The organism is Amycolatopsis sp. NPDC051373 (genome assembly GCF_040689465.1).
Lineage (GTDB): Bacteria > Actinomycetota > Actinomycetes > Mycobacteriales > Pseudonocardiaceae > Amycolatopsis.
Genome location: NZ_JBFBAE010000003.1, coordinates 263,785 through 289,566, shown reverse-complemented (window position 1 = coordinate 289,566; position 25,782 = coordinate 263,785). Strand labels below are relative to the sequence as shown.

Sequence of the window (25,782 nt, the reverse complement as noted above, 5' to 3'; positions counted from 1 at the left end):
CGGTGTTGGTCGGGGTGGTGGCTGGTGTCGCCGTGGTCCGCCCTCCACCATTCAAAACAAAAACAGCTCCACGTGTCGAACCACCAGAACCCCCCCACGCCCCGGTGGAGCCGGGGCAGAAAAAAACACAGGGAGTGGAAGTGCGGATCCTGTCGGTGGACCTGGGGACGTCGAATACGGTCGCCGTGCTTTCCGCACATGGCAGGCCGCCGCGGGTCGTCGAGGTGGACGGCTCGGCCAACATGCCTTCGGCGATCTTCGCCGGCGAGGACGGCCCGATCATGGTGGGCCGCGACGCCGAACGCCGCGCGCGCCTGGACCCCACCCGCTTCGAGCCCAACCCGAAACGCCGCATCGACGAGCAGACGCTGCTGCTGGGCACCGACGTCGTGCCCGTCAACGAAGCGCTCGCCGCGATCCTGCACCGCGTGCTCGACGAGACCACGCGCCAGCTCGGCGGCGAGCAGCCCGACGAGGTCCGCCTCACGCACCCCGCGCAGTGGGGGCCGGTGCGCCGCAACGTCCTGCTGTCCTCGGCCCGGCTCGCGGGCATCGGTGCGAGCGTGGTCCTGGTGCCCGAACCCGTCGCCGCGGCCGCGCACTTCGCGTCGTTCCCGGGCAAGGGGCTCGCGCCCGGGCAGGCGCTCGCGGTGTACGACCTGGGCGCCGGCACGTTCGACGTCGCCGTGGTCGGCGCGACGCAGAACGGCTACGTCGTGCTCGCCGAGGACGGCCTGCCCGACCTCGGCGGCCTCGACGTCGACCAGGCGCTGATGGTGCACGTCGGGCGCGAGGTCTCGCACTCGGATCCCCAGCGCTGGCAACGCCTTCTGCGGCCGGAGTCCACGGCGGACCGACGCACGCGGCGCGCGTTGCAGGAGGACGTGAAGGACGCCAAGGAGGCGCTGTCGCGGCACCCGCAGACCGAGGTGCCGATGCCGGAGCCGTTCAAGGACGTGCTGGTCACGCGCGGAGAACTCGAAGGCCTGGTGCGCCCGGCGATGCTGCGCAGCGTGGAGCTGCTAGCGCGCACGCTGCGGACGGCCGGGCTGACGCCGGATCGTCTCGCGGGCATCTACCTGGTCGGCGGGTCGAGCCGGCTGCCGCTGGTCGGCTCGATGATCGCGGAGAAGCTCGGCGTCGTACCCGCGAGCCTCGACCAGCCGGAGACGGCCGTGGCGCTGGGCGCGCAGCACGTGGCGCGCGACGGGCTGTCGATGCGGACGCAGAACGTGGAAGGCCAGGTCGCGGCGGGTGCGCCCGCGTATGTGCCGGGTGGGTATCCGCCGCCACCGCAGCAGCCTCCGGCCGGGTACGCGCGGCCGTCATTCCCGGCGGGGCCGGCGCCGTCGAACTTCCCGACGTACTCGCCGGCCACCGCAGCCGACCCGGCGAAGAAGAAGAGCCGCGCGAAGCTGTGGATCGGTGTCGCGGCGGCGGTGGTCGTGGTTCTCGCGGCGGGGCTGACGGTGTTCCTGACGTCGTCTTCTTCGGCGCAGACCTACACCGCGGGCCAGTGCCGCACGCCCGGGCAGGCCGACGCCCAGGGCCTGACCGGGTGCCTGCGCCAGCTCGCGGGGAAGATCGCCGACACCGGCGGCTGCCGTCCGGGCATGGGCAACGGCCCCGCCGCGCCCGCGCAGAGCCTCGGCGCCACCTCGACGTGCGCGGCGCCGGGCCGCGCCGGCTCACAGGTGACGTACGTGCAAGGCACGTCGGCCGCCGTGCTGAAGCAGTACACGGACGGGCTGCTCGCCTCCGCCGGCGGCGACCGCGTCGAGGCCGCGTGGAAGGGCAACGGGCTGGAGGGCCACTACTCGTCGGCGGCCGGGCAGAACGCGGCGGTGCTGGTGTTCACCGTGTCCGACCGGCCGCTCGTCGGGTTCATCTACCAGGTCAATTCCGCAGGTCAGGGCGCTGCGCCGACCCCGGGGACGCTGGCGGACTACTTCGAGCAGAGCGTGCAGCCCGGCGAGTGAGCGGGTTTCGTTCGCTGCCGCGGCGCGAACGGCCCGTTCGCGCCGCAGGCGAGGCCGCGAGCTAGCATTCGGCCGATGCGTATCACGGTGTTCCGGCGGCTCATGGCGGACGAGTTCGGCCCCGGGCGGGCCGAGGTCCTGGCCCAGGACCACGTGCTCAGCGGGCTCGGTGGGAAGACCGTCGACCAGGCTCTGGCTGCGGGGATCTCGGCGAAGCAGATCTGGCGTGAGGTGTGCGAAGCGTTCGACATCCCGCCGGAGCGGCGCTGACCTGCGGTTTCCTGGTTCGCCCCGGGGAAGGGGGGCTCGGAAGGGCGAAAAATCCTAGCGGACGGGCGTGTCGCCGCAACCCTCGAACACTTGTTCGTCTACAGTGTTGTGCACACCGGGGGCCGGCGATCCACAGATCGATCGCCGTGCCGGGAATTGTCGGTCCCTCCCCGTAGCGTCGGACCGGACAGAGCTTGATCTGGACAACCGAACAAGCCACACAGGCCAACCAGCGAGGTGGACCCCAATGCCAGCAGCACCCGACAAGGACAAAGCGCTCGAGCTTGCCCTTGCGCAGATCGACAAGCAGTACGGCAAGGGCTCGGTGATGCGCCTCGGCGAAGAGGGCCGCGCGCCCATCGCCGTGATCCCCACCGGTGCGATCGCCCTCGACGTCGCGCTCGGCATCGGGGGGCTGCCCCGCGGCCGCGTCATCGAGGTGTACGGCCCGGAGTCCTCCGGTAAGACAACGGTCGCCCTGCACGCGGTGGCGAACGCGCAGAAGAACGGCGGCATCGCGGCGTTCATCGACGCGGAGCACGCGCTGGACCCGGAGTACGCCAAGAAGCTCGGCGTGGACACCGACGCGCTGCTCGTTTCCCAGCCGGACACCGGTGAGCAGGCGCTGGAGATCGCGGACATGCTGATCCGCTCCGGCGCGCTCGACATCCTGGTCATCGACTCCGTGGCCGCGCTCGTGCCGCGCGCCGAGATCGAGGGCGAGATGGGCGACTCGCACGTCGGCCTCCAGGCCCGCCTGATGAGCCAGGCGCTGCGCAAGATGACCGGCGCGATGAACAACTCCGGCACCACCGCGATCTTCATCAACCAGCTGCGCGAGAAGATCGGCGTCATGTTCGGCTCCCCGGAGACCACGACCGGTGGTAAGGCGCTGAAGTTCTACGCCTCGATCCGCCTCGACGTGCGCCGCATCGAGACGCTCAAGGATGGCGGCGAGCCGGTCGGCAACCGCACCCGCGTCAAGGTCGTGAAGAACAAGATGGCCCCGCCCTTCAAGCAGGCCGAGTTCGACATCCTCTACGGCCACGGCGTCTCCCGCGAAGGCTCGCTCATCGACATGGGCGTCGACCAGGGCATCCTGCGCAAGTCCGGCGCCTGGTACACCTACGAGGGCGACCAGCTCGGCCAGGGCAAGGAAAACGCGCGGAAGTTCCTGCGCGACAACCCGGACATCGCCAACGAGATCGAGAAGCGCATCAAGGAGAAGCTGGGCATCGGCCCGCAGGTCGACGCCGAGGTCGCCGAAGCTGCGGTTCCGGCGCCGGTCGACTTCTGAAGTCGATCGGAAGGGTGAGTTGTGTTCGCGGAACGCGCTCACCCAGCGGATCGATTCAGGTGTCCTGTGGGGGTCGAACCCCCACACCCCCGCCAGGGGGCAAGCCCCCTGGACCCCCGGCGGGGTTGCGTTCGTGAGGTGACCGGCTGATCCGGGTCGGGTGTGCTCGCGGAGGGCGCTCGCCGGTATCATCCGCTGTGTCTTGTGGGGGTCGAACCCCCACACCCCCGCCAGGGGGCAAGCCCCCTGGACCCCCGGCGGGTTGCGCTGGTGAGGTGACCTCACCGGGATGAGGTGACCGGGTTGGGTTGGCGGTCTGGGTGGCTCGGCGGGGTGCGGGTGTGAATGAGGGAGGAAGGGCGTAGTGGCGAGGGCGCCGAAGGTGGAGCCGGCGGAGCTGCCGCCGGAGGAGCGGGCCAAGAAAGCCAAGGAGATCTGCTTCGATCTCCTGGCGGCACGCCCGCGAACTGTCGACGAGCTGCGGCAGACGTTGCGGCGCAAGGGTTTCGATGACGACACCATCGAAACCCTGCTCGGCAAACTCGACCGCGCCGGCCTCGTCAACGACGCCGAGTTCGCCGAGATGTGGGTCAAGGCCCGCCACGCCGGCCAGGGCCTCTCCCGCACGGCGCTCGTCGCCGAGTTGCGCCGCAAGGGCGTCGACGACGAGATCGCCACGCAGGCCGCCGGCGAGGTCGACCGCGAGGCGGAGGAACAGCGGGCCCGCGAGCTCGTCCGCAAACGCCTGGGCTCCCTCGGCAACGTCGACGAGCAGACGGCCATCCGCCGTCTCCTCGGCTTCCTCGGCCGCAAGGGCTACCCGCAGGGTCTCGCCTACACCGTCATCCGCGACGAGCTCCGCGAGTTCGGCGCCGAATCCAGCCTGCTGGACGACGCCACCATCGACTGATCCGTCCCGAAGCTCCCTGTTCCGAAGCGCGCGGCCCTGCCGTTCCCCGCCCCGCGCAGGGAACGGCAGAGCGAACCTCAGCCGCGCAGCGCTGCGGCCTCCGCGGCCAGCTTCTCGACCGTCTCGAAGTCCTTGGCGGCCAACAGCTTCGCTGGTGTCAGCCACGAACCGCCGAGGCAGCCGACGTTCGGCAGCGCCAGGTACGAGGGCGCCGAGTCCACGGTGATCCCGCCGGTCGGGCAGAAGCGCAAGTCCGGCAACGGACCCGTCAGCGACTTCAGGTAAGCCACTCCGCCGCTGGCCTCCGCCGGGAAGAACTTCAACGCCGTCAAGCCACGCTCGGCCAGGCGCATCGCCTCGGACACCGTCGCGGCGCCCGGCAGGAACGGCAGGCCCGTGGCGAAGCAGGCGTCGAGGACCGCGTCGGTGCAGCCCGGCGTCACCAGGAACTTCGCGCCGGCGTCGGCCGCCTGCGCGGCCTGCGCCGGCGACGTCACGGTGCCCGCGCCCACGAAGATGTCCGGCACCTCCGCGGCCACGCGCTCGATCGCGGCGAGCGCGACCGGCGTGCGCAGGGTCAGCTCGATCACCCCGATCCCGCCGGCGAGCAACGCGCGCGCGGTGGGCACGGCGTCGTCGACGTCGTCGATCACGACCACGGGCATCACGGGCGAAAGGGCGAGCAGGTCCGAACCGGCGGTCACTGACCGACCTCCTGGGTTTCCAAGGTGTGCAATGGCAGTCCGAGTGTGCCCCGCCCGGCGGGGGCGTCGCGGAGCAGGTCCAGCTCCGCCGTCAGCGGGCCGAACACGCTCGCGCCCTGGTCGGCGGGGCCCACCGCGCGGCGCAGCGCGCCGAACAGTTCCCGCCCGGTGCCTTCCACGAAAGCCGGCGGTGCGTCCAGAAGATCACGTCGCGCGAACTCGGCGGCGTCGACCAGCACGTCGAGTGTGCCGGAGCGCGCGTCGAAGCGGACGACGTCACCGTCGGTGATCCGGGCGATCGGCCCGCCCACCGCGGCCTCCGGCGTGACCTGGATGGCCGCCGGGATCTTGCCCGACGCGCCCGACATGCGCCCGTCGGTGAGCAGCGCGACCTGGAAACCACGGTCCATCAGCACACCCAGCGCCGGCGTGAGGCCGTGCAGCTCCGGCATGCCGTTGGCCTGCGGCCCCTGCTGCCGCAGCACCACCACGACGTCGCGATCCAGCTCGCCGGCCTCGAAGGCCACCGTGAACGCCTCCTGTGAGGTGAACACCCGCGCCGGCGCCTGCACCACGCGGTGCTCCGGCGCCACCGCCGACACCTTCGTCACGGCCCGGCCGAGATTGCCGGCGACCATGCGCAGCCCGCCGTCCGGCGCGAACGGCCGCCACACCGGACGCAGCACGTCCTCGTCGAGGCTTCGGGTGGGCACATCGCGCCACACCAGCTCGCCGTCGGACAGGATCGGCTCCTGCGTGTAGCGGCGCAGCCCGAGCCCGACGACGGTGTGCACGTCCTCGTGCAGGAACCCGGCGTCGAGCAGCGTGCCGACCAGGAACTGGATGCCGCCGGCCGCGTGGAAATGGTTGATGTCCGCGCTGCCGTTCGGGTACACGCGCGCCAGCAGCGGCACGACGGCCGAGAGGTCCGAGAAGTCGTCCCACGTCAGCTGGATGCCCGCCGCCGCGCCGAGCGCGACGAGGTGCATCGTGTGGTTGGTCGAACCACCCGTGGCGAGCAGCGCCACGATGCCGTTGACAAACGCTTTTTCGTCCAGCACCAGGGAAACCGGCGTGTACGACTCGCCGCGCGACAGCTCGACCGCGCGCCGGCCGGCCTCTTCGGTGAGGGCTTGGCGCAGCGGCGTGTTGGGCGGCACGAAGCTCGCACCCGGCAGGTGCAGGCCCATCACCTCGACGACCATCTGGTTCGAGTTGGCCGTGCCGTAGAAGGTGCACGTGCCGGCCGAGTGGTACGACGCCGCCTCCGCGTCGAGCAGGTCCTCACGCGTCGCGAGACCTTCGGCGTACAGCTGGCGCACGCGGGCTTTTTCCTTGTTGGGCAAGCCGGAGTTCATCGGCCCGGCCGGCACGAGGATCGCCGGCAGGTGCCCGAACGACAGCGCGCCGATCAGCAGCCCGGGCACGATCTTGTCGCACACGCCCAGCAGCAGTGAAGCGTCGAACAGGTCATGGGACAGCGCGATCGCCGTCGCCATCGCGATCACCTCGCGGCTGAACAGCGACAGCTCCATGCCCGGCCGCCCTTGCGTGACCCCGTCGCACATCGCGGGCACGCCGCCCGCGAACTGCGCGACGCCGCCCGCCGCGCGCACCGACTTCTTCAGCCACGCGGGGTACTCCTGCATCGGCTGGTGCGCCGACAGCAGATCGTTGTAGGACGACACGATCGCGACGCCCGGTGCGCGCAGCTCGCGCAGCGCCGCCTTGTCCACGCCGTCCATCGCGGCGAACCCGTGCGCGAGGTTGCTGCACGCGAGACCGCGGCGCACCGGGCCTTCTTCGTGGGCGGCGGCGCTGCGCGCGAGGTGGGCGGCGCGCGTTTCCGCGCTGCGTTCGACGATGCGGGCGGTGACCTCGGCGACGACGGGATGCACCGTCGTGTCGGGTGTGCTGCTCATGTCCGGCTCCCGGCTCACTGGGTGGTGGGGTCCGCGGGACGGCAGCACTGGCGTCTCAGGAACGTGACGGCCACCACGGTAGCCGGTGTGGGCCCGGTTATCAAAATCGATTCAGTAAACCATTGGGAAACAGCGAGCCGCACCCGCGTGTCGGGTGCGGCTCGCTTGTTTCCGGTTCAGGGTGCCGTGGTCGTCCAGGTGACGGGCAGCTCGTGGACGCCGTAGATGTTCATGTCCGTCCGGAGTTTCACCTGGTCAGCGGGGATGGCGAGCTGCAGTGTCGGGAAGCGCCGCAGCAACGCCGCGAACCCGGCGCGCATCTCGATGCGGGCCAGCTGCTGGCCGAGGCACTGGTGCACGCCGTGGCCGAAGGTCAGCTGGCCGCGCGAGTTGCGGCGGATGTCCAGCGTGTCGGGGTTCTCGAAGCGCCGCGGGTCGTGGTTGGCGGCCAGCGTGGAGACGACGACGGTCGAGCCGGCCGGGATCGTCTCGCCGCCGAGTTCGAGGTCTTCGGTGGCGTAGCGGAAGTTGATGTCGACCACCGACAGGTACCGCATGAGCTCCTCGACGGCCCCGGGCAGCAGCTCCGGGTCGGCGCGCAGCTCGGCCAGCTGCTCGGGATGCTCCAGCAGCGCGAACGTGCCGAGCGCCAGCATGTTCGCGGTCGTCTCGTGGCCGGCGAGCAGCAGCAGGAACGCGATGCCGGTCAGCTCCTCGATGCTGAGGTCGTCCTGCCGGGCCAGATCCGAAAGGATGTCCTCACCGGGCTCCGCGCGTTTACCCGCCACCAGATTGCCGAGGTAGGTGGTCAGCGCACCGTACGCCGCCATCTTTTCCTCCAGCTCCTGCTCCTTGACCAGGAACTTCGCCGAGTTGGCCTGGAAATCGGCCCGGTCCTCGTACGGCACGCCCAGCAGCTCGCAGATCACCAGCGACGGCACCGGCAACGCGAACTCCTTGACGAGGTCCACCGTCGGCGTCAGCTGCGCCATCGCGTCCAGCTGCCGCTCCACGACCTCGGCGATGTGGTCCTCCAGCTGCTTCATCCGCTTGACCGTGAACGCGCCCGTCAGCTTGCGCCGCAGCCGCGTGTGATCCGGCGGATCCATGGCGATGAACAACCCGGGCACCTGCGGCGACGGCTCCGTGGCGGCCGGCATCCCGGGCGTCTCGTAGGGCACGTGCATGACCCCCAGGTCCTGCCGCGAGCTGAACCGCGTGTCGGCCAGCAGCTGCCGCACCTCGTCGTACCCGGTGATCAGCCAGCCCTCGTGCCCGTCCGGAAAGAGCATCGGACTGACCGGCCGCGCCTCCCGCAACCGCGTGATCTTCCGCGGCGGATCGAACGGCCCCGCGTCGCGCTCCATCGGCAACCCCTGCGGGACGGACACCGTCTGGCTCATGGGACTTCCTCTCGTGGTGGTCGTGGTCACCACTCTGGCCGCCCCACCTGACACCGCCCTGATACGGACTGACACCGCCGTCGGAACCGTGCTCGCCGACGTGTCCGGACTGCAACTCGCCTCGCCGTCCACCGCCGCTGACCAGCGCTCCCACGGCCCACCGACGGCCCACACTCCAAGACACGCCCCGAGAGGGGTCGACTCCCAAGGTCAAAAGGCAATACGCTAAGGAATGTGCTACTTGTCACATAGCACAACGCGAGGCAGAGTCGTACGTGGCGAAAGTGATCGTCACCCGGTTCCTGTCAGCCCCACCGAACAGGGAGGCTCCCGATGTCCACCACAGAGCTCGCCGAACTGCGGCGCACCATCGGCCAGTTGCGGCAGTGCGTGGGCGCCCTGCGCTCTCGGTACGGCGACGCGTCGGCGGTGCGCCGGCTGGCCAACGATGTCGAGCGCCTCGACATCGACACCGCGGAGCTGGACGGCCACCCGCACGCCGTGCCGGCGCAGGCCAAACCCATGGACCGCGTGCCCGTCCCGGACACTCCTTACGATCCGGCGTTGTGGCAAGGCGCCGATGACGAAGGCGTTGGCGGCTACAAGCGCGACCAGCGGTGAGCGCCCCCGCTGACAACGACGTCAGCCGGGCCGGCGCCGGCGTCCGCTCTCCGGGGCGGGCGCTTCTGGCCGACCGGACGTTGCGCACCGACCGGTGGTGGCTGCAACCCCTGCTCACCGTGCTGGGGCTGGCGACCTTCATCATCTACGCGACCGTTCGCGCCTTCGTGCGCACCGCGTACTGGGTGCCCGACTACCACTACCTGACGCCGTTCTACTCGCCGTGCGTGTCCACGTCCTGCGTCGAGGGCTCGAGCCACTTCGGGCACTGGTTCGGCGACTTCCCGAGCTGGATCCCGCTCGGGGCGCTGGTCCTGCCGTTCCTGCTCGGCTTCCGCCTCACCTGCTACTACTACCGCAAGGCGTACTACCGCTCGGTCTGGTTCTCGCCGCCGGCGTGCGCGGTGGCCGAGCCGCACGGGAAGTACACCGGCGAGACGAAGCTGCCGCTGATCATCCAGAACGTGCACCGCTACTTCTTCTACGTCGCGGTGATCGTGTCGCTGGTCAACACCTACGACGCCGTGGTCGCGTTCCAGAGCCCCAGCGGGTTCGGCTTCGGGCTGGGCAACATCATCATCGTCGCCAACGTGGTGCTGCTCTGGGCGTACACGATCTCCTGCCACTCGTGCCGGCACGTCACCGGCGGCAGGCTGAAGCACTTCTCGAAACACCCCGTCCGGTACTGGGTCTGGACGCAGGTCTCGAAGCTCAACACCCGGCACATGACCCTCGCGTGGACCACGCTCGGCACGCTGGTGCTGACCGACCTCTACGTGATGCTCGTGTCGAGCGGAGCCATCGCGGATCTGCGCTTCGTCGGCTAGCGTCGGCACCCTCATCTCCGGCAGTACTTCAAGACAACGGCGTCCCAGCTCCGAGGTGGCTCTATTCATGACCGAGGTCGAACGGCACAGCTACGACGTGGTGGTGATCGGTGCCGGCGGCGCCGGTCTGCGCGCGGTGATCGAGGCGCGCGAACGCGGTTTCAGCGTCGCTGTGGTGTGCAAGTCCCTGTTCGGCAAGGCCCACACCGTGATGGCCGAAGGCGGCTGCGCGGCGTCGATGGGCAACGCGAACCCGAACGACAACTGGCAGGTGCACTTCCGCGACACCATGCGCGGCGGCAAGTTCCTCAACAACTGGCGCATGGCCGAGCTGCACGCCAAGGAGGCCCCGGACCGCGTCTGGGAGCTGGAGACCTACGGCGCGCTGTTCGACCGCACGGCCGACGGGCGCATCAGCCAGCGCAACTTCGGCGGCCACACCTACCCGCGCCTCGCGCACGTCGGCGACCGCACGGGGCTCGAGCTGATCCGCACGATGCAGCAGAAGATCGTTTCGCTGCAGCAAGAGGATTTCGCGAAGTACGGTGACTACGAGGCGCGGATCAAGGTCTTCGCCGAGTGCACCGTCACGGAGCTGCTCCTGACCGACGGCAAGATCGCCGGCGCGTTCGGCTACTGGCGCGAGAGCGGGCGGTTCATCCTGTTCGACGCACCCGCCGTGGTGCTCGCGACGGGGGGCATCGGCAAGTCGTTCAAGGTCACGTCGAACTCGTGGGAGTACACCGGCGACGGCCACGCGCTGGCCCTGCGCGCGGGCGCGAAGCTGATCAACATGGAGTTCGTGCAGTTCCACCCCACGGGGATGGTCTGGCCGCCGAGCGTGAAGGGCATCCTCGTCACCGAAGGTGTGCGCGGTGACGGCGGCGTGCTCAAGAACTCCGAGGACAAGCGGTTCATGTTCGAGTACGTGCCCGACGTGTTCAAGGGCCAGTACGCGGACAGCGAGGACGAGGCCGACCGCTGGTACGCCGATGCCGACAACAACCGCCGCACGCCCGATCTGCTGCCGCGCGACGAGGTGGCGCGCGCGATCAACTCCGAGGTCAAGGAGGGCCGCGGCTCCCCGCACGGCGGCGTCTACCTCGACATCGCGAGCCGCCTGCCCGCCGAGGAGATCCGGCGCCGGCTGCCGTCGATGTACCACCAGTTCAAGGAGCTGGCCGACGTCGACATCACCAAGGAGGCCATGGAGGTCGGGCCCACCTGCCACTACGTGATGGGCGGCATCGAGGTCGACCCGGACACGGGCGCGGCGAGCGTGCCCGGCCTGTTCGCGGCGGGGGAGTGCTCCGGCGGGATGCACGGCTCCAACCGCCTCGGCGGCAACTCGCTGTCGGACCTGCTGGTGTTCGGCCGCCGCGCGGGCCTCGGCGCCGCGTCTTATGTGGACGGTCTCGGCGACGGGCGGCCTCAGGTTGCCGAGTCCGATGTGGACGCCGCCGCGAAGATGGCGCTGGAGCCGTTCGACCCGCCGGCCCAGGGCGTGGCCGAGAACCCGTACACGCTGCACACCGAGCTTCAGCAGTCGATGAACGACCTGGTCGGCATCATCCGCAAGGCCGACGAGATCCGCCAGGCGCTGGAGAAGCTCGGCGAGATCCGGCAGCGCATGGCGCAGGTGACCGTGGAGGGCCACCGGCAGTTCAACCCCGGCTGGCACCTCGCCGTGGACCTGCGCAACATGCTGCTGGTGAGCGAGTGTGTCGCCCGCGCGGCGCTGCTGCGTACCGAAAGCCGTGGCGGCCACACGCGCGACGACTACCCCAGCATGGACGCAGACTGGCGGCACAAGCTGCTGGTGTGCGCGGCGCGGGCGGGGGACAATCCCGTGGTACCGGATGTCGACGTGGTGGAGAAGGAGCAGATCCCCCTCCGGGAGGACCTGCTCGAGCTGTTCGAGCTCGACGAGCTTGGCAAGTACTTCACCGACGCCGAGCTGGAGAACCACTCCGGGAGGAACGCGTGAGCTACAAGGCCAGTTTCCGGGTGTGGCGCGGCGACGAGACCGGCGGCGAGCTGCAGGACTACAAGGTGGAGGTGAACGAGGGCGAGGTCGTCCTCGACATCATCCACCGCTTGCAGGCCACCCAGGCCTCCGACCTCGCCGTGCGCTGGAACTGCAAGGCGGGCAAGTGCGGCTCCTGCTCGGCCGAGGTGAACGGCAAACCGCGCCTGATGTGCATGACGCGCATGTCGACGTTCACCGAGGAGGAGGTCATCACGGTCACGCCGATGCGCGCGTTCCCCGTGATCCGCGACCTCGTGACGGACGTGTCCTTCAACTACACCAAGGCGCGCGAGATCCCCTCGTTCACGCCGCCCCCGGACCTGAAGCCGGGGGAGTACCGGATGCAGCAGGTGGACGTCGAGCGCTCGCAGGAGTTCCGCAAGTGCATCGAGTGCTTCCTGTGCCAGAACACCTGCCACGTGGTGCGCGACCACGAGGAGAACAAGGAGTCGTTCGCGGGGCCGCGGTACCTGATGCGCATCGCCGAGCTGGAAATGCACCCGCTCGACGTCGCGGACCGTCGTGACGCCGCGCAGGACGAGCACGGGCTCGGGTACTGCAACATCACGAAGTGCTGCAGCGAGGTCTGCCCGGAAGGCATCCACATCACGGACAACGCGCTGATCCCGATGAAGGAGCGGGTCGCCGACCGGAAGTACGACCCGATCGTGTGGCTGGGCAACAAGCTCTTCCGCAGGTGACGCGGGCGCAGCTGGCCGGCGCCGTCGTCACCGCGCTGGCCGTTGCGTGCCCGGGCTCGCGGACCCGGTTGCGGGGCTCGCTCGCGACCGGCACCGCCGACGCGTTCAGCGACATCGACGTGGAGTGGGTCGTCCCAGACGGGCGCGTGCCGGCTTGCGCTGCCGACGTCCGGGCGGTTCTGGAACGCGTGCGCCTGGTCGCCGCCGTGCGCACTTCGCCGGACTTCTTCCACTCGCCGCAACGGCGGCTACTGTTCGTGCGGTTCGCGGGGGTTCCCCTGTTCTGGCGCCTCGACCTGGCGCTGCGGGAAGCGTCGGCGGTCGCCGACCCCGGCCCCGGCGACCCTGCCGTGCACGCCCGCGACGGCGAGTGGTCCCGCGCGTCGAGCGCCCTGGCCAACGCCCTCGGCGCGATCAAAGCCGTCGCCCGGGGCCGATCGGCCGAGGCCGCCGGCCTGCTGGAGCGGGGTTTCGCGCGGATCGGCGAACCGGACACGGCCACGGGAGGGTGGGTCGACGACGTCACGCGGCTCTTCCGCGCGGCCGCCGCCCGCGAACCGGACCTCGCGCCGTTGGCCGAGGAGACGATCGCGTTGGCAGCGGCGGAACTCGGTGCCTGAGATCGGTGGCGTGCTCATCAAGAACGTCCGGGTGTTCGACCCCGACTCGGGCACCACCGAAGCCGCGAACGTGCTTACAGACGAGCGAATCACCGCGGTAGGGTCCGATGTGGACGGTCCGAATCCCTACGACGGCGACGGCGGGCTCCTCATCCCCGGCCTGATCGACTGCCACGGCCACGTCGCCTTCCCCGGCAACGCAGGACTTCCCCGCAGCACGCGGATCCTCGAAGCGGTCGCCACACTGCGCCGCCTGCGGACGAGAGGCATCACGACCGTCCGCGACGCTTGGGGTGCCGACGCCGGTTTCAAACACGCGTTGGAAGAAGGCTGGATCGAAGGCCCCGACCTGCTCGTCAGCCTCCGCCAGCTGTCGCCGACGGGTGGGCTCGGGGACTGGTGGGACGCGGACACCGGCCGCCTCGATCGCATCGACGATCCCGCCCTGCCCGACGCGGTGTTCGACGGCCCGGACCAGGCGCGCGCGGCCGTGCGGCGGATGGTGCGCGCGGGCGCCGACTGGGTGAAGCTCGGCGCCGGCGGTTCCATGGCCGCGCTCGCCGAAGGGCGCGACGTTCGCCCCACCGACGAGGAGCTCCACGCCGTCACCGACGAAGCCCGCCGCGCCGGTCGCGACGTGATGGCCCACGCGCACACGGCCGCCGCAGCGACAGCCGCCGCCCGTGCCGGCGTGCGCAGCATCGAACACGGGGTGTTCCTCGACGAACAAGCCGTCGCCGCGATGCGTGAACACGGCTGCTGGTACGTTCCCACCCTCGCTCCGATCCCGGCCGAACACGGCGAAACCCACCGCCGTTCCCTCGGCCTGGCCGTCGAAGCGGGCCTCCCGATCGCCGCCGGCTCGGACCTCGCGCCGCGTCCTCATGTCGACTTGCTGACCGAGCTGCGCCTCCTCGCCGCTTCCGGACTCGGCGCCGCCGGCGCCCTGCGCGCCGCCACGAGCGACGCCGCCCGCCTCCTGCGCCTGGACGACCGCGGCCGCGTCGCCCCGGGCCTGCGCGCCGACCTCGTGCTGCTCGACGGCTCCGCCGTGGACGTCACCGACCTCGCCGGTCGCATCCGTGCGGTCTGGCAAGCGGGGCACCGAGTGCGCGGCTAAACCGTTCGCGAACCGGCAGCTGGGCGCGGCACACTCGCCGGCGTGGACTTCCTGCCCGGTCTCGAGCTCGCCCGCCGCTTCCACGCCGACGCCGTGCGCCCGATCCTCGAACGGCGCGGCGTCACCTACTCCGCGGCCCTCTTCGGCCGCGGCTCCGACGTCCTCGGCTTCGACACCGCGCGCTCCACCGACCACGACTGGGGCCCGCGCCTGCAGGTGTTCGTCGACGAACCGGCCGCGCTCACCGAACTGCTTGCCCACGAGCTGCCGCGGGAGTTCCTGGGCTACTCCACGCACTTCGTCGACAACGAGGGCGACCCGACGACCCGCATGGCCCCCGCCGACGGTCCGATCCGCCACGCCGTGGAGATCGCCGACGTCGACACGTGGTTCAGCGCCTTCCTCGGCTTCGTCCCCGCGAAAACCTTGTCCCGCCGCGAGTGGCTCACCACTCCCACCCAGACCCTCGCCGAACTCACCGGCGGCACGGTCTTCCACGACGGCCTCGACCGCCTCGACGCGCTCAGGGCGGTCCTGGCCTGGTACCCCGACGACGTGTGGCGCGAGGTCCTCGCCGGGCAGTGGCGCCGCATCGCCCAGGAAGAGCCCTTCGTCGGCCGCTGCGGCGAGGTCGGCGACGAGCTCGGGTCCGCCGTCGTCGCCGCGCGGCTGGTGCGGGACCTCATGCGCCTGTGCCTGCTGATGGCGCGCCGGTACCCGCCGTACTCGAAATGGCTCGGCAGCGCGTTCGCGCGGCTGCCCCTCGCGCCGGACCTGACCCCGCACCTCACGGGCGCGCTTGCCGCCCTCGAATGGCGCCAGCGCGAGACGCACCTGGTCGCGGCGTATGAAACCGTTGCCGCGTACCACAATCAGCTGGGCCTCACCGAACCCCTCGACCCTCACGTCCGCGGCTTCCACAAGCGCCCCTATCGCGTCCTGGCCGCCGCCCGCTTCGCCGACGCCCTCCACCCGGGCGCCATCGGGGCGATCGACCAGTGGGCGGACAGCACGGACGTCCTCGGCCGTCCTGAGTGGACCCGGGACCTCGGCCCCTTCGACAACGGCTAGGGACGCCGCGCGGTCAGCACCACGAACGGCCGATCGCCGGGAACCGGCGCCACGACGGGCTGCTGCCCGACCGAGCGCAACCCCGCGTCGGCGAAGGCCTCCACCGCCGGATCGACCGCACCGGAGTACGACAGGACGAGCAATCCGCCACTCCGCAGGTTCGCGGCCAGACGCGCGAGCAACGCGTCGAGCGGACCAGTGACACCGAAGGCGACCACCACGTCGAAGTCGCCGATCACCGGCAGCTTCAGCGGCTCGTGCACCTCTTAGGAGATCCCCAGCGGGTCGCGTTCCTCCTGCCGCTGGGCCTGCGCGATCAGCGAGCGGTCCGCGTCGACCCCGACCACGCGGGAAGCGCCGGCCGAGCGGAACAGCCGGGCGTGAACACCGGTGCCGCTGCCTACCACCAGAACCCAGCGGCCGGCCGGGGGACCGGCGGCCGTCAGCACGGCGTTGGTCTCGGCGCGGTCGGCGGGGGTCCAGTGGGCCGGTTCGGGAGATTCGGGCACGGTCGAACTCCTGCCGGGCGGCGGCTGCTCTTCGACGCTAACCGGCGATCCCGTCGTCCGACAGGTGCATCCGGAGCAGCGCGCGAAAAAGCCCCCGCGGGTGCGGGGGCCTTTCGCGTACCTCGTTCGTCAGATGCCGCCGGCGGCGACACCACCGCCCGCGGCGTTGCCGAGCATGACCTGCTCCGCCTTGTTGTCCGTCAACTCGATGTGCTTCTTGCTCCGCCGGTTGCGCTTCTCGACCCACGTCGCGAGCAGCGTCAGCAGCAGGCACATCACGATGTAGATGCCGGCCGCCACGATGGTCGACGGCACGATCGGGCGCCCGAACGCACCCTGCGAGCCGATGTAGCGCGCGTAGTACAGCAGCTCGGGGTACGTGACCAGGAAGCCGAGCGCGGTGTCCTTGAGCAGCACCACGAGCTGGCTGATGATCGTGGGCAGCATCGCACGGATCGCCTGCGGCAGCAGCACCGTGGACATGACCTGCGTCTTGCGCATGCCCAGCGCGTACGCCGCTTCCGACTGGCCCTTCGGCAGCGAGTTGATGCCGGCGCGGAAGATCTCCGCGAGCACGGAACCGTTGTACAGCGTCAAGCCCAGCACCACGGCGAACAGCGGTGAGGTGTCGACGCCGACCGTCGGCAGGCCGTAGTAGAAGAGGAACATCAGGATCAGCAGCGGGATCGCGCGGAAGAACTCCACGACGAACGTGGAGATCCCGCGGATCCACGTGTGCTCGGACAGCCGTCCGGCGGCGAAAACCGCGCCGAAGATCAGGGCGAATACCGCTCCGAGTGCGAACGCCTCGAGCGTGGCGAGCACGGCGTTGGCGAGGTCCGACTGCACCTGCGAGTACTCCAGCCACGCCCACTTCTGCGGGGTGAACTGGCCGCTGTCGGCGAAGCTGAAGACCACGAAAGCGATCAGGGCGATCACCAGGAGGATGCCGATCCCGGCGTAGATACGGTGCCGTACCCGTGACTTCGGGCCGGGGACGTCGAACAGGACGCTGCTCATCGGGCCACGCTCCAGCGCTTCTCCAGGCTGCGTTGAACGAACGACAGCACTGCGACCAGGATGATGAACCCGAGCGCCACCCACAGGAGGGCGACCAGCTGGCTGTCGCCGCGCTCGGAGATGTACTGGCGGATCGCACCCGCCTCGGCGACGGAGAACCCGCCCGCGATCGTGCTGTTCTTGAGCAGCGCGATCAGCGTGCTGATCAGGGGCGGCACGACCGACCGCAGGGACTGCGGTAGCACGACCTGGCCGAGGATCTGGCCGAAGGTGAGGCCGAGTGCGCGCGCCGCCTCGGCCTGGCCGACCGGCACGGTGTTGATGCCCGAGCGCACGACCTCGCAGATGAACGCGGACGTGTACACCGTAAGCGACACCACCGCGGCGGTGAAGTAGTCGATCCTGACGATGTCCAGCAGCGGGTAGGCGAACACGAAGAACGCGAACACCAGCGTGAGCGGTGTGTTGCGCACGATGGTGACGTAGGCCGTGCCGATCGCGCGGAACACCGGAACCGGGCTCACCCGCAGCATCGCCAGGATCGTGCCGAACACGAGGCTGCCGACGGCGGAGATGAGGAACAGTTCGATCGTGCGCAGGAAGAACGGACCGAAGAGGTCCAGATTGTCGAGCAGGACGTCCATGGAGCCTTCCCCGCGTCCGTGGGCCGGAAGATTACGTGGAGCGGCCGGTGGACGGAGGCCCCGTCCACCGGCCGTGAAACCGGATCAGTAGCGCTGGATGGTCGGCTTCGTCGCGGTCGCGCCGGACTGGCCGAGGGTGGCGTCGTAGATCTTCTGCCACGTGCCGTCGTCGAGGCTGGCCTGCAGCAGGTCGTCGATCTTCGTGCGCAGCACCTTGTCGTCCTTGTTCAGGCCGATGCCGTAGGGCTCCTGCGAGAACGGCTTGCCGACGACCCGCAGGTTCGCCTTGTCCTGCGCCGCGTAGCCCTTGAGGATCGCGTCGTCCGTGGTGAGGGCGTCGACCTCCTTGGTCAGAAGCTTGTCCACGCACTGCGAGTACTTCTGGAACTCGACGATGTTGCTCGGCTCCGTCAGGCCCTGGTCACGCACGCGCTGGATCGGGGTCGACCCCGTCACCGAGCAGACCTTCTTGCCCTTCAACGTTTCCGGGCCGGTGATCGACGTGTCGTCCGCGCGCACCAGCAGGTCCTGACCGGCCTGGAAGTACGGCCCGGCGAACGAGACCAGGTTCTTGCGCTTGTCGGTGATCGTGTAGGTGCCGACGTAGTAGTCGACCTGGCCGTTGGCGATGGCCTGCTCACGCGCGGCCGAGTCTACCGTGGTGAACTTGATCTTGTCCGGGGCGATGCCGAGACCGGCGGCCACCATCCGGGCGATCTCGATGTCGAAGCCCTGGAACTGGCCCGTCGTCGGGTCCTTCTGGCCGAGGCCCGGCTGGTCGTCCTTGACGCCGACGGTGACGGTGCCGGCCGACTTGATCTTCGCGAAGACCGGCGAGCCGGCCAGGTCGACGTTCTGCGCCACGGTGTAGGTCGGCAGGGCGGCGGTGTTCGCGCCACTGGTGTCGCCACCGGGGGCCGCGGGCGTGCCTTCCTTGCCGCAAGCGGTCAGCAGCAGGCCGCCGGCGAGCAGCCCTGCCGCGAGGGTGCGGATCCTCATAACGTGTCTCCTGTATCTGTCGTCGGTATGGCCGGTGCGGCCACCGGGTACGGCAGGTGCCGGGGAAAATCCGGTAATCGTCAGTGGGTGAGGATCTTGCCGAGGAAGTCCTTCGCCCGGTCGCTCTTCGGCTGGGTGAAGAACTCGTCCGGCGTGGTGTCCTCGACGATCTCGCCGTCGTCCATGAAGATCACCCGATCAGCTGCCCGGCGGGCGAACCCCATTTCGTGGGTGACCACGAGCATGGTCATGCCGTCCTTGGCCAGGCCGGTCATCACGTCGAGCACCTCCTGGACCATCTCCGGGTCCAGCGCCGAGGTGGGCTCGTCGAACAACATCACCTTGGGGCGCATCGCGAGCGCTCGGGCGATGGCCACACGCTGCTGCTGGCCGCCCGAGAGCTGGGCCGGGTACTTGTCCGCCTGGTTCGCGATGCCGACCCGCTCGAGCAGTTCCATCGCGGTCTTGCGCGCGTCGGCGGAGGACATCTTGCGGACCTTCACCGGCGCGAGCATCACGTTCTCGAGGATCGTCTTGTGCGCGAACAGGTTGAACGACTGGAAGACCATGCCGACATCCGCGCGCAGCGCCGCGAGCGCCTTGCCCTCGGCAGGCAGGGCCAGGCCGTCGACGGCGATCTCGCCCGCGTTGATCGGCTCCAGCCGGTTGATGGCGCGGCACAGCGTCGACTTGCCCGACCCGGACGGCCCGAGCACGACCACCACTTGGCCGCGAGGCACCTCGAGGTTGATCTCCTTCAGCACGTGCAGGTCGCCGAAGAACTTGTTCACGGCGGTCGCCTTGATCATCGGCGCCGCCACCTCCGCGGTCATCTGGCCTCCAGAGCTCCTTCACAACCGGCATCTGCGGGACCGGATCCCACGTCGATGGCGGAAACCTACTCCCGTCGGACCCTTTGTAAAGGCGGCTTGAGCAATACTTAGGGTTTCAAGTACGTATCGACTTCCGGCGCCGTCCGGGCTGGTCGGCGGCCTTCCGCCCTGCTCAGCCTAGCCACGACCGCCTCCGGGCATCACGCGATGCGGGTCAGAAGGGTGACGGAGAGTGATCCTTCGTGCCCTGTCGTGGTCGCTGTCGGGTGCCCCCTAGAGTTCCTCGCTACCGTGGGCTGGATCACCGGGGGAGGCGAGCGGTGCGGGTGCTGCTGGTGGAGGACGACGACCGGGTCGCGGGCGCCCTCGTGCCCGCGCTGACGCGGCGCGGCCTGGAGATGCAACGGCTGGCCTCGGGCGCCGGCGTGCTGGACCGCGTGCACGACGTGGACGTGGTGCTGCTCGACCTCGGGCTGCCCGACGTCGACGGCGTGGTGCTGTGCCGGCGCATCCGCGCGGTCAGCGACGTCGCCGTGATCGTGGTGTCGGCGCGCGGCGAGGTCGACGACCGGGTGCAGGGGCTGCGCGCGGGCGCCGACGACTACCTCGTGAAGCCCTACGACGTGGAGGAACTGCTCGCGCGCGTCGAAGCCGTGCGACGCCGTCGTGGCGAGCGCACCGACGGGCCCGCCCCGGTGATCGAGGTCGGCGACGTGAGCATCGACCTCGCGCGCCACGAGGTGCTCGTGGCCGGGCAGTCGATCGCCTTGTCCCGCAAGGAGTTCCAGGTCCTCGCGCTCGTCGCGGGCGCGCGTGGCTCGGTGTGCTCGCGCGAGCACGTGCTCACCGAAGTGTGGGGCCACCGGGGCGCGGCCGAGAGCCGTTCGCTCGACGTCCACGTGGCCACGTTGCGCACGAAACTCGGGCGCCCGGCGCTGATCGAGACCGTCCGCGGCGTCGGGTACCGCCTCGGCGGCGGGCGGGGCTGAGCATGCGCGTCCGCCTCCAGGGGATCGTGGTCACGCTCGTCGCACTGCTGGTGTTCGGGCTCGGCATCCCCCTGGCGCTGACGATGGCGGGCAGCTTGCAGCAGAACCTGTTCCTCGACCGCCTCACCGACACCGCGCGGTTCGCGTCGCTCGCGCAACGGCCGCTGATCGACAACCGGCCCGCGCTGCTGGAGCCGGAGCTGCGCCGCTACACCGAGGTCTACGGCGTGAAGGTCGTGGTCGTGAACCAGGACGGCGTCGCGGTACTCAGCTCGCTGGGCGGCACCGACGCGGCGCGGATCGACCGCTCGGCCATCGCGGCCCCCGTGAACGAGGCCCTCGCCGGCCGGCACCCGGAGCCCGGCCCGCTGCTGATGCCCTGGACGACGGCCCCGCTGGTGCTGGCCGAGCCGATCCTCATCGACGGCGAGGTGCGCGGCGTCGTCGTCACGGAGTCCTCGACCGACCACGTGCGCACGCGGCTGCTGTGGCAGTGGCTCGTACTCGCGGCGGGCGCGGTGGTGGCGTTCGGGCTCGCGCTGCTGGTCGCGATCCCGGTGGTGCGCTGGACGCTGCGGCCCGTGCGCCGGCTCGACGAAGCGACGGGCGCGCTGGTGGCGGCCGTGGTGAGCGGGCGCGAGGCCGAACCGGTGGGGGAGAGCGGCGGGCCGCCTGAGCTGCGGAAACTCGGCCGTTCGTTCGACCGGATGGCGGCGAGCGTGTCGGAGGCGCTGGCCGCGCAGCGGGCGTTCGTCGCCGACGCGTCGCACCAGCTGCGCAACCCGCTGACGGCGTTGAAGCTGCGGCTGGGCAACCTCGAGGGCCACGTGGACGACGAAACCGCGGCCGCCGACCTCGACGCCGCCCGCGTGGACGCCGGCCGGCTCAACCAGATCCTCGACGAGCTGCTGTCGATGGCCCGCGCCGAGGCGGCGGGCGGTGAGCTCGTGGCGGAGGACCTCGGTGCCGTGGTCGCCGACCGCGTCGCCGACTGGAGTGTGGTGGGTGCGGCGCGTGACGTCGCGCTGGAAACCGAGGCCGACGTCAACGGCGCCCGGGTGCTGCTGCCGCCGCGGGGGCTCGAGGTGATCCTGGACGCGCTGATCGACAACGCGCTCAAGTTCACCGGCCAGGGCACTTCGGTGCACGTCTCGGCCGTACACGGTGGAGACGGGGTGACCCTGGCGGTGCGGGACCATGGGCCGGGCCTGCGCGAGGACGAGCTGGACCGCGCCGTGGACCGCTTCTGGCGCAGCAGCGCGCACCAGAACGTGCCCGGCTCGGGCCTGGGCCTCGCGATCGTGCGCGAGATCGTCCGCCACTCCGGCGGCGACATGCGCCTGTCCCTGCCGGACGGCGGCGGGCTGCGGATCGAGCTGGACCTGCGGGTCGCGCCCTAGACCTTGAGGCTTCGGTAATAGGTGAGCGCACCCGGGTGCAGGGGCAGCGGCTCCGTCTCGATGCCCGGGTGGACGTCGATCGACAGGGCCGCGCTGTTGGCCTGCGCGAGGGCGGGGCGGGCGTCGTAGAGGCCGCGGGTGAGGGCTTCGGCGACGTCGTCGGCCATTTTCGTGGGGACGACGAGGAAGTTGGGGACCACGAGCGTGGTCACGGGGCCGGCCTGGTTGTAGGTACTGCCCGGGATGGTGGCGGTGCTGTAGACGGGGCTGTAGGCCTGCATGCGTTCCTGCAGGCTGGCCATGTCGAGCAGGCGCAGGCCGACTTTCTGCGTGTACTGCGTGATCAGCGGCGTCGGCAGGCCGCCGGACCAGAACAAGGCGTCGAGCTGGTGGTTTTCGAGGGCTTTGAGGGAGTCTCCGAGGCCCAGTTGCTGCACGCTCACGGAGTCGGTCAGCCCGGCGACGGCCAGCACGCGGTTGGCGATGTACTCGACCCCGGACTCGGGCGAGCCGACCGCGATGTGGCGGCCCTTGAGCATCGACACCGACGTATAAGGCGAGTCGGCGCGCACGACGATGTGCAGGTAGTCGTCGTGGATGCGCGCCAGCGCGGTCAGCTGGCCTGGGTGCTGCGTGGCGGCCTCCGCGGCGAGGTCGGCCGCGACGAAAGCCACGTCGGCGCCCCCGGCCAGCACGAGGTTGAGGTTGTCGCGCGAGCCCTGCGTCGCCAGGACCTCCGGCCGGGCGATGCCCAGGTCCTTGGCCCACGCGTCGGCGAGCGGCCGGGCGAGGTCGTTGTACACGCCGCCGACCGCGCCGGTCGCGATCCGCAGGTGCAGGCCCTCGAAGCTCGGGCCGCACGCGGCCGTGAGCCCCGCCACGAGCACTGTCGCGAGCAGCGCCGTGACCTTCCGCTTCCACCCCATGGAGTGGATCGTGCCAGACGCGCACCGCGTGCGTTCGCGGCTCAGGTGCACTGCATCGTGAACCGGGCCGCGTCGAACCTCCCCGCCGCGAGGTCGTCGGACCGGATCACCCAGTAGATCGTGCCGACGTCGCCCCACATCATGTCGACCTCGTCGTCGCTGTCGAACTGGGCGAGCAGCACCCAGCTCGCGCCTTCCTCGGCGAGGGCGGGGTCGCGGCGGCCGCCGCCGAGCGCCATCACGGCGACCTCCGTCTCCGCGGCGTCCTGGATCGCCGTGCCGTAACCGCCGATCTGGTGCCGGTGGTCTGCTCGGTCTCGGCCCAGGCGAGCTCGCCGAGCACCCCGGGCGGACCGCTTTCAGCAGCGGAGCCCCCGCCGTGGTGGCGGTGCTGTCGAGCAGCACGTGACCGACGTCCGGGGCCGAGCCGACGACCCGCGCGTACAGGTCGCGGCGCGGGTACGCGAGGTGCTCGACGGGCGCGGCCCGCTCGGCGGCCGGCGTGCCCGCCGGGACGAAGATCACCTTGTGCCCGTCGAGGTCCTCGCCGTACGCGGGTTCGTCGTCGTCCTCGTCGTACCGGCCGTCGAAGTAGAAGAACAGCAGCGTGCCGGCCTCCGTCAGGATTTCGAGGTCGCGGTGCAGCGCGGCGCAGTCCACCGACGCGATGAACGTGAGCGGTCCCCGTTCGCCCCACGTCGGCCACACCACGTCGGCGGGCAGCGCCGGGTCGCCACCCCGCTGCCCCACGGGAGTCCCGTCCCCCTCCGCGACGAGGTGCGCACCGGGGCGCAGCAGCCCCAGCCACGCGTCGACGGCCTCGGCGGGCAGGTGCTCGCGGGCGAGGGCCGTGAGCCGTTCTCTCCATGCGGTCACGGAGGGATCATCGCAGCGCACACCGACAAAAACCGCGCGCGGGACGAGCGGAGCGAGATCCGGCCGGGACCGTGTTCAACCAGGTGGGCGGCGTCTTCACCGAGGTCGGCGGGGGTTACCCTGGCTACCTGATGACCGAGAATCGCAAGACCTTCCAGATCCGCACCTTCGGCTGCCAGATGAACGTGCACGACTCGGAACGGCTCGCCGGTCAGCTCGAGGAGGCCGGGTACGTCCCCGCGAGCGCGGAGGCGAAGCCGGACCTGGTCGTGTTCAACACCTGCGCGGTGCGTGAGAACGCGGACAACAAGCTGTACGGCACCCTGGGCCACCTGCGCCCGGACAAGATCGCCAACCCCGACATGCAGATTGCCGTGGGCGGGTGCCTGGCGCAGAAGGACCGCGGGGACATCGTCAAGCGCGCCCCGTGGGTCGACGTCGTGTTCGGCACGCACAACATCGGCTCGCTGCCGACGCTGCTGGAGCGCGCCCGGCACAACGCCGAGGCCGAGGTGGAGATCCTCGAGTCGCTCGAGACGTTCCCCTCCACACTGCCCGCGCGCCGCGAGTCGTCGTACGCGAGCTGGGTGTCGGTTTCGGTGGGGTGCAACAACACCTGCACGTTCTGCATCGTGCCGTCGTTGCGGGGCAAGGAACGCGACCGCCGCCCGGGCGAGATTCTGGCCGAGGTCGAGGCGCTCGTGGCCGAGGGCGTGCTGGAGGTGACGCTGCTGGGGCAGAACGTGAACTCCTACGGCGTCGAGTTCGGCGACCGGCTGGCCTTCGGCAAGCTGCTGCGCGCGACCGGCGGGATCAGCGGCCTGGAGCGCGTGCGGTTCACCTCGCCGCACCCCGCGGCGTTCACCTCCGACGTGATCGACGCGATGGCCGAGACCGCCAACGTCTGCCACCAGTTGCACATGCCACTGCAGTCGGGTTCGGACCGGGTGCTGCGCGAGATGCGACGTTCGTACCGCTCCGGGCGCTACCTGAAAATCCTCGACGAGGTGCGCGCGGCGATGCCCGACGCGGCGATCACCACCGACATCATCGTCGGCTTCCCGGGCGAGACCGAAGAAGACTTCCAGGCGACGCTCGACGTGGTGCGCGAGGCGCGGTTCTCCAGCGCGTTCACGTTCCAGTACTCGAAGCGCCCCGGCACGCCGGCCGCGACGATGGCCGACCAGCTGCCGAAGGAGGTCGTGCAGGAGCGCTACGACCGGCTCGTGCAGCTGCAGAACGAGATCTCCTGGGCGGAGAACAAGAAGCTGGTCGGGAGCAAGGTCGAGCTGCTCGTGGCCGCGGGCGAGGGCCGCAAGGACGCCGAGACGCACCGCATGAGCGGCCGCGCCCGCGACGGGCGGCTCGTGCACTTCACGCCCGCCGGGTCCGTTGTGGACCGTGCGGTGCGGCCGGGCGACGTCGTCGAGACAGTGATCACCTACGGCGCCCCGCACCACCTGGTCGCCGACGGCGATCTCCTGACGCACCGCCGCACCACGGCGGGCGACAACGCCGAAGCCGGTCTTCGGCCCAAGACGAGCGGGGTCACGCTGGGACTTCCGGGCTTCGGAGCCCCGGCCGTCGAGCCGGCCCCGGTGAGTGGGTGTGCGCTGTGAGCGAGCCAGGAACGCCGGCCGAGGTCGACGAGGAGCTGACCGACCAGATCGACCAGGCGGGAGCGCGCGCGTCCCGCACCGTCGAGCTCGGCCGCCGCGGCTTCTACATCGCCGTGTTCATCGTTGTGCTGCTCGTGGCGCAGTTCCTGCCCTGGGTCGGCGACCACGCGGGCTACCAGGTCCTCCAAGGCGCCGGCGGCGGCATCCCGCAGCTGTTCGCCGCGACGTCCACGGGCATCGGCGTCCTCGCCGGCGCGGTCGGCGTGGCGACGCGCCGCTGGTGGGTCGCCTGGTGCTGCGCGGCCGGCGGCTGGTTCGCCTCGGTGGACGGGCTGCTGTCAGTGTGGTCTCAGCAGTCGGCCCACGCGAACGGCGCCGTCGGCGGCGGGCCGGGGATCGGGATGATCGTCGCGTGGATCGCCACGATCGTCCTGGCGACGATGTGGATGAGGACGGCTTTCTCGCGAGCTTGAGGTTCACGGGCTTGTCGGGT

Annotated in this window: 26 protein-coding genes and 1 pseudogene; 15 read left to right on the top strand and 12 right to left on the bottom strand. The window is 70.5% G+C overall.

All coding sequences use genetic code 11. The features are described 5' to 3' along the window. Positions 1-140 precede the first annotated feature (140 nt). The 4 genes from AB0383_RS07430 (at position 141) to AB0383_RS07415 (ending at position 4,456) form a co-directional block, all read left to right on the top strand. Positions 141-1,979 carry an Hsp70 family protein gene (locus AB0383_RS07430; RefSeq protein ID WP_366185814.1) on the top strand — a complete coding sequence of 613 codons (1,839 nt, stop codon included), beginning with the start codon at positions 141-143 and terminating at the stop codon, positions 1,977-1,979. 75 nt (positions 1,980-2,054) lie between these two features. Next, entirely contained in the window at positions 2,055-2,249 is a 195-nt protein-coding gene (locus AB0383_RS07425; RefSeq protein ID WP_364179344.1) for a DUF3046 domain-containing protein, read from the top strand. 247 nt (positions 2,250-2,496) lie between these two features. Beyond that, positions 2,497-3,546: a recombinase RecA gene (recA, locus tag AB0383_RS07420; protein ID WP_364179342.1), complete on the top strand. Its 1,050-nt coding sequence runs from the start codon at positions 2,497-2,499 to the stop codon at positions 3,544-3,546. A 382-nt stretch (positions 3,547-3,928) separates the two neighbouring features. Continuing rightward, complete coding sequence (locus tag AB0383_RS07415) at positions 3,929-4,456, top strand: regulatory protein RecX (RefSeq protein WP_220247485.1); 528 nt, start codon at positions 3,929-3,931, stop codon at positions 4,454-4,456. 77 nt (positions 4,457-4,533) lie between these two features. Here AB0383_RS07415 and eda read toward each other — a convergent pair whose 3' ends face one another. The 3 genes from eda to AB0383_RS07400 form a co-directional block, all read right to left on the bottom strand. Continuing rightward, positions 4,534-5,160: a bifunctional 4-hydroxy-2-oxoglutarate aldolase/2-dehydro-3-deoxy-phosphogluconate aldolase gene (gene eda, locus AB0383_RS07410; protein WP_366185811.1), complete on the bottom strand. Its 627-nt coding sequence runs from the start codon at positions 5,158-5,160 to the stop codon at positions 4,534-4,536. Continuing rightward, positions 5,157-7,082: a phosphogluconate dehydratase gene (gene edd, locus AB0383_RS07405; RefSeq protein WP_366185809.1), complete on the bottom strand. Its 1,926-nt coding sequence runs from the start codon at positions 7,080-7,082 to the stop codon at positions 5,157-5,159. The genes eda and edd overlap by 4 nt, the downstream gene beginning before the upstream one ends. Positions 7,083-7,258: 176 nt before the next feature. After that, positions 7,259-8,485 (bottom strand): cytochrome P450, encoded by a 1,227-nt coding sequence (locus AB0383_RS07400; protein ID WP_366185807.1) that lies wholly within the window; start codon positions 8,483-8,485, stop codon positions 7,259-7,261. A gap of 333 nt (positions 8,486-8,818) precedes the next feature. Here AB0383_RS07400 and AB0383_RS07395 point away from each other — a divergent pair, with 333 nt between their 5' ends. The 7 genes from AB0383_RS07395 (at position 8,819) to AB0383_RS07365 (ending at position 15,474) form a co-directional block, all read left to right on the top strand. Next, positions 8,819-9,106, top strand: a complete 288-nt coding sequence (locus AB0383_RS07395; protein ID WP_364179334.1) for a hypothetical protein — start codon at positions 8,819-8,821, stop codon at positions 9,104-9,106. Continuing rightward, entirely contained in the window at positions 9,103-9,933 is an 831-nt protein-coding gene (locus AB0383_RS07390; protein WP_364179332.1) for a hypothetical protein, read from the top strand. The genes AB0383_RS07395 and AB0383_RS07390 overlap by 4 nt, the downstream gene beginning before the upstream one ends. A gap of 67 nt (positions 9,934-10,000) precedes the next feature. After that, positions 10,001-11,920, top strand: a complete 1,920-nt coding sequence (locus tag AB0383_RS07385) for a fumarate reductase/succinate dehydrogenase flavoprotein subunit (protein WP_364179330.1) — start codon at positions 10,001-10,003, stop codon at positions 11,918-11,920. After that, complete coding sequence (locus AB0383_RS07380; protein WP_366185804.1) at positions 11,917-12,663, top strand: succinate dehydrogenase/fumarate reductase iron-sulfur subunit; 747 nt, start codon at positions 11,917-11,919, stop codon at positions 12,661-12,663. Before AB0383_RS07385 ends, AB0383_RS07380 begins: the two co-directional genes overlap by 4 nt. After that, positions 12,660-13,283: a hypothetical protein gene (locus AB0383_RS07375; RefSeq protein WP_366185802.1), complete on the top strand. Its 624-nt coding sequence runs from the start codon at positions 12,660-12,662 to the stop codon at positions 13,281-13,283. The genes AB0383_RS07380 and AB0383_RS07375 overlap by 4 nt, the downstream gene beginning before the upstream one ends. Beyond that, the gene (locus AB0383_RS07370; protein ID WP_366185800.1) at positions 13,276-14,403 is read left to right on the top strand and encodes an amidohydrolase family protein; all 1,128 of its coding nucleotides are present in this window, start codon (positions 13,276-13,278) and stop codon (positions 14,401-14,403) included. Before AB0383_RS07375 ends, AB0383_RS07370 begins: the two co-directional genes overlap by 8 nt. Positions 14,404-14,445: 42 nt before the next feature. Continuing rightward, the gene (locus AB0383_RS07365; RefSeq protein ID WP_366185798.1) at positions 14,446-15,474 is read left to right on the top strand and encodes a DUF4037 domain-containing protein; all 1,029 of its coding nucleotides are present in this window, start codon (positions 14,446-14,448) and stop codon (positions 15,472-15,474) included. Here AB0383_RS07365 and AB0383_RS07360 read toward each other — a convergent pair. From AB0383_RS07360 to AB0383_RS07335, 6 genes are all read right to left on the bottom strand, one after another. Then, a complete protein-coding gene (locus AB0383_RS07360) occupies positions 15,471-15,737 on the bottom strand; it encodes a hypothetical protein (protein ID WP_364179320.1) in 267 nt (88 codons plus the stop codon). The two genes, AB0383_RS07365 and AB0383_RS07360, sit on opposite strands and share 4 nt — an antisense overlap. A 3-nt stretch (positions 15,738-15,740) precedes the next feature. After that, positions 15,741-15,983: a class I SAM-dependent methyltransferase gene (locus AB0383_RS07355; protein ID WP_366185796.1), complete on the bottom strand. Its 243-nt coding sequence runs from the start codon at positions 15,981-15,983 to the stop codon at positions 15,741-15,743. 129 nt (positions 15,984-16,112) lie between these two features. Then, a complete protein-coding gene (locus tag AB0383_RS07350) occupies positions 16,113-17,003 on the bottom strand; it encodes an amino acid ABC transporter permease (protein ID WP_366185794.1) in 891 nt (296 codons plus the stop codon). After that, on the bottom strand, positions 17,000-17,647 hold the full coding sequence (locus AB0383_RS07345) for an amino acid ABC transporter permease (RefSeq protein WP_220238096.1): 648 nt from the start codon (positions 17,645-17,647) through the stop codon (positions 17,000-17,002). The genes AB0383_RS07350 and AB0383_RS07345 overlap by 4 nt, the downstream gene beginning before the upstream one ends. 84 nt (positions 17,648-17,731) lie before the next feature. Beyond that, positions 17,732-18,646: a glutamate ABC transporter substrate-binding protein gene (locus AB0383_RS07340; protein WP_364179313.1), complete on the bottom strand. Its 915-nt coding sequence runs from the start codon at positions 18,644-18,646 to the stop codon at positions 17,732-17,734. A gap of 80 nt (positions 18,647-18,726) precedes the next feature. Beyond that, entirely contained in the window at positions 18,727-19,455 is a 729-nt protein-coding gene (locus AB0383_RS07335) for an amino acid ABC transporter ATP-binding protein (RefSeq protein WP_366186011.1), read from the bottom strand. A gap of 344 nt (positions 19,456-19,799) precedes the next feature. On the opposite strand from AB0383_RS07335, the gene AB0383_RS07330 reads away from it, so the two are divergent. After that, positions 19,800-20,468 carry a response regulator transcription factor gene (locus tag AB0383_RS07330; protein ID WP_220238098.1) on the top strand — a complete coding sequence of 223 codons (669 nt, stop codon included), beginning with the start codon at positions 19,800-19,802 and terminating at the stop codon, positions 20,466-20,468. A gap of 2 nt (positions 20,469-20,470) precedes the next feature. Then, on the top strand, positions 20,471-21,868 hold the full coding sequence (locus tag AB0383_RS07325) for a HAMP domain-containing sensor histidine kinase (protein ID WP_364179311.1): 1,398 nt from the start codon (positions 20,471-20,473) through the stop codon (positions 21,866-21,868). Here the strand turns inward: AB0383_RS07325 and AB0383_RS07320 are convergent. The 3 genes and pseudogenes from AB0383_RS07320 to AB0383_RS07310 form a co-directional block, all read right to left on the bottom strand. Then, positions 21,865-22,794 carry a TAXI family TRAP transporter solute-binding subunit gene (locus tag AB0383_RS07320; RefSeq protein WP_366186009.1) on the bottom strand — a complete coding sequence of 310 codons (930 nt, stop codon included), beginning with the start codon at positions 22,792-22,794 and terminating at the stop codon, positions 21,865-21,867. The genes AB0383_RS07325 and AB0383_RS07320 overlap by 4 nt on opposite strands. Before the next feature lie 41 nt (positions 22,795-22,835). Continuing rightward, entirely contained in the window at positions 22,836-23,120 is a 285-nt protein-coding gene (locus AB0383_RS07315; protein ID WP_364179606.1) for a DUF1963 domain-containing protein, read from the bottom strand. A 187-nt stretch (positions 23,121-23,307) separates the two neighbouring features. Further along, positions 23,308-23,544: pseudogene (locus tag AB0383_RS07310) on the bottom strand (DUF1963 domain-containing protein); the annotation flags it as partial. Between the two features lie 257 nt (positions 23,545-23,801). Between AB0383_RS07310 and miaB the strand changes: the two are divergent. Beyond that, complete coding sequence (miaB, locus tag AB0383_RS07305) at positions 23,802-25,289, top strand: tRNA (N6-isopentenyl adenosine(37)-C2)-methylthiotransferase MiaB (RefSeq protein ID WP_364179604.1); 1,488 nt, start codon at positions 23,802-23,804, stop codon at positions 25,287-25,289. Continuing rightward, positions 25,286-25,762: a hypothetical protein gene (locus AB0383_RS07300; RefSeq protein ID WP_220238102.1), complete on the top strand. Its 477-nt coding sequence runs from the start codon at positions 25,286-25,288 to the stop codon at positions 25,760-25,762. Before miaB ends, AB0383_RS07300 begins: the two co-directional genes overlap by 4 nt. The last annotated feature ends 20 nt before the right edge of the window (positions 25,763-25,782 follow it).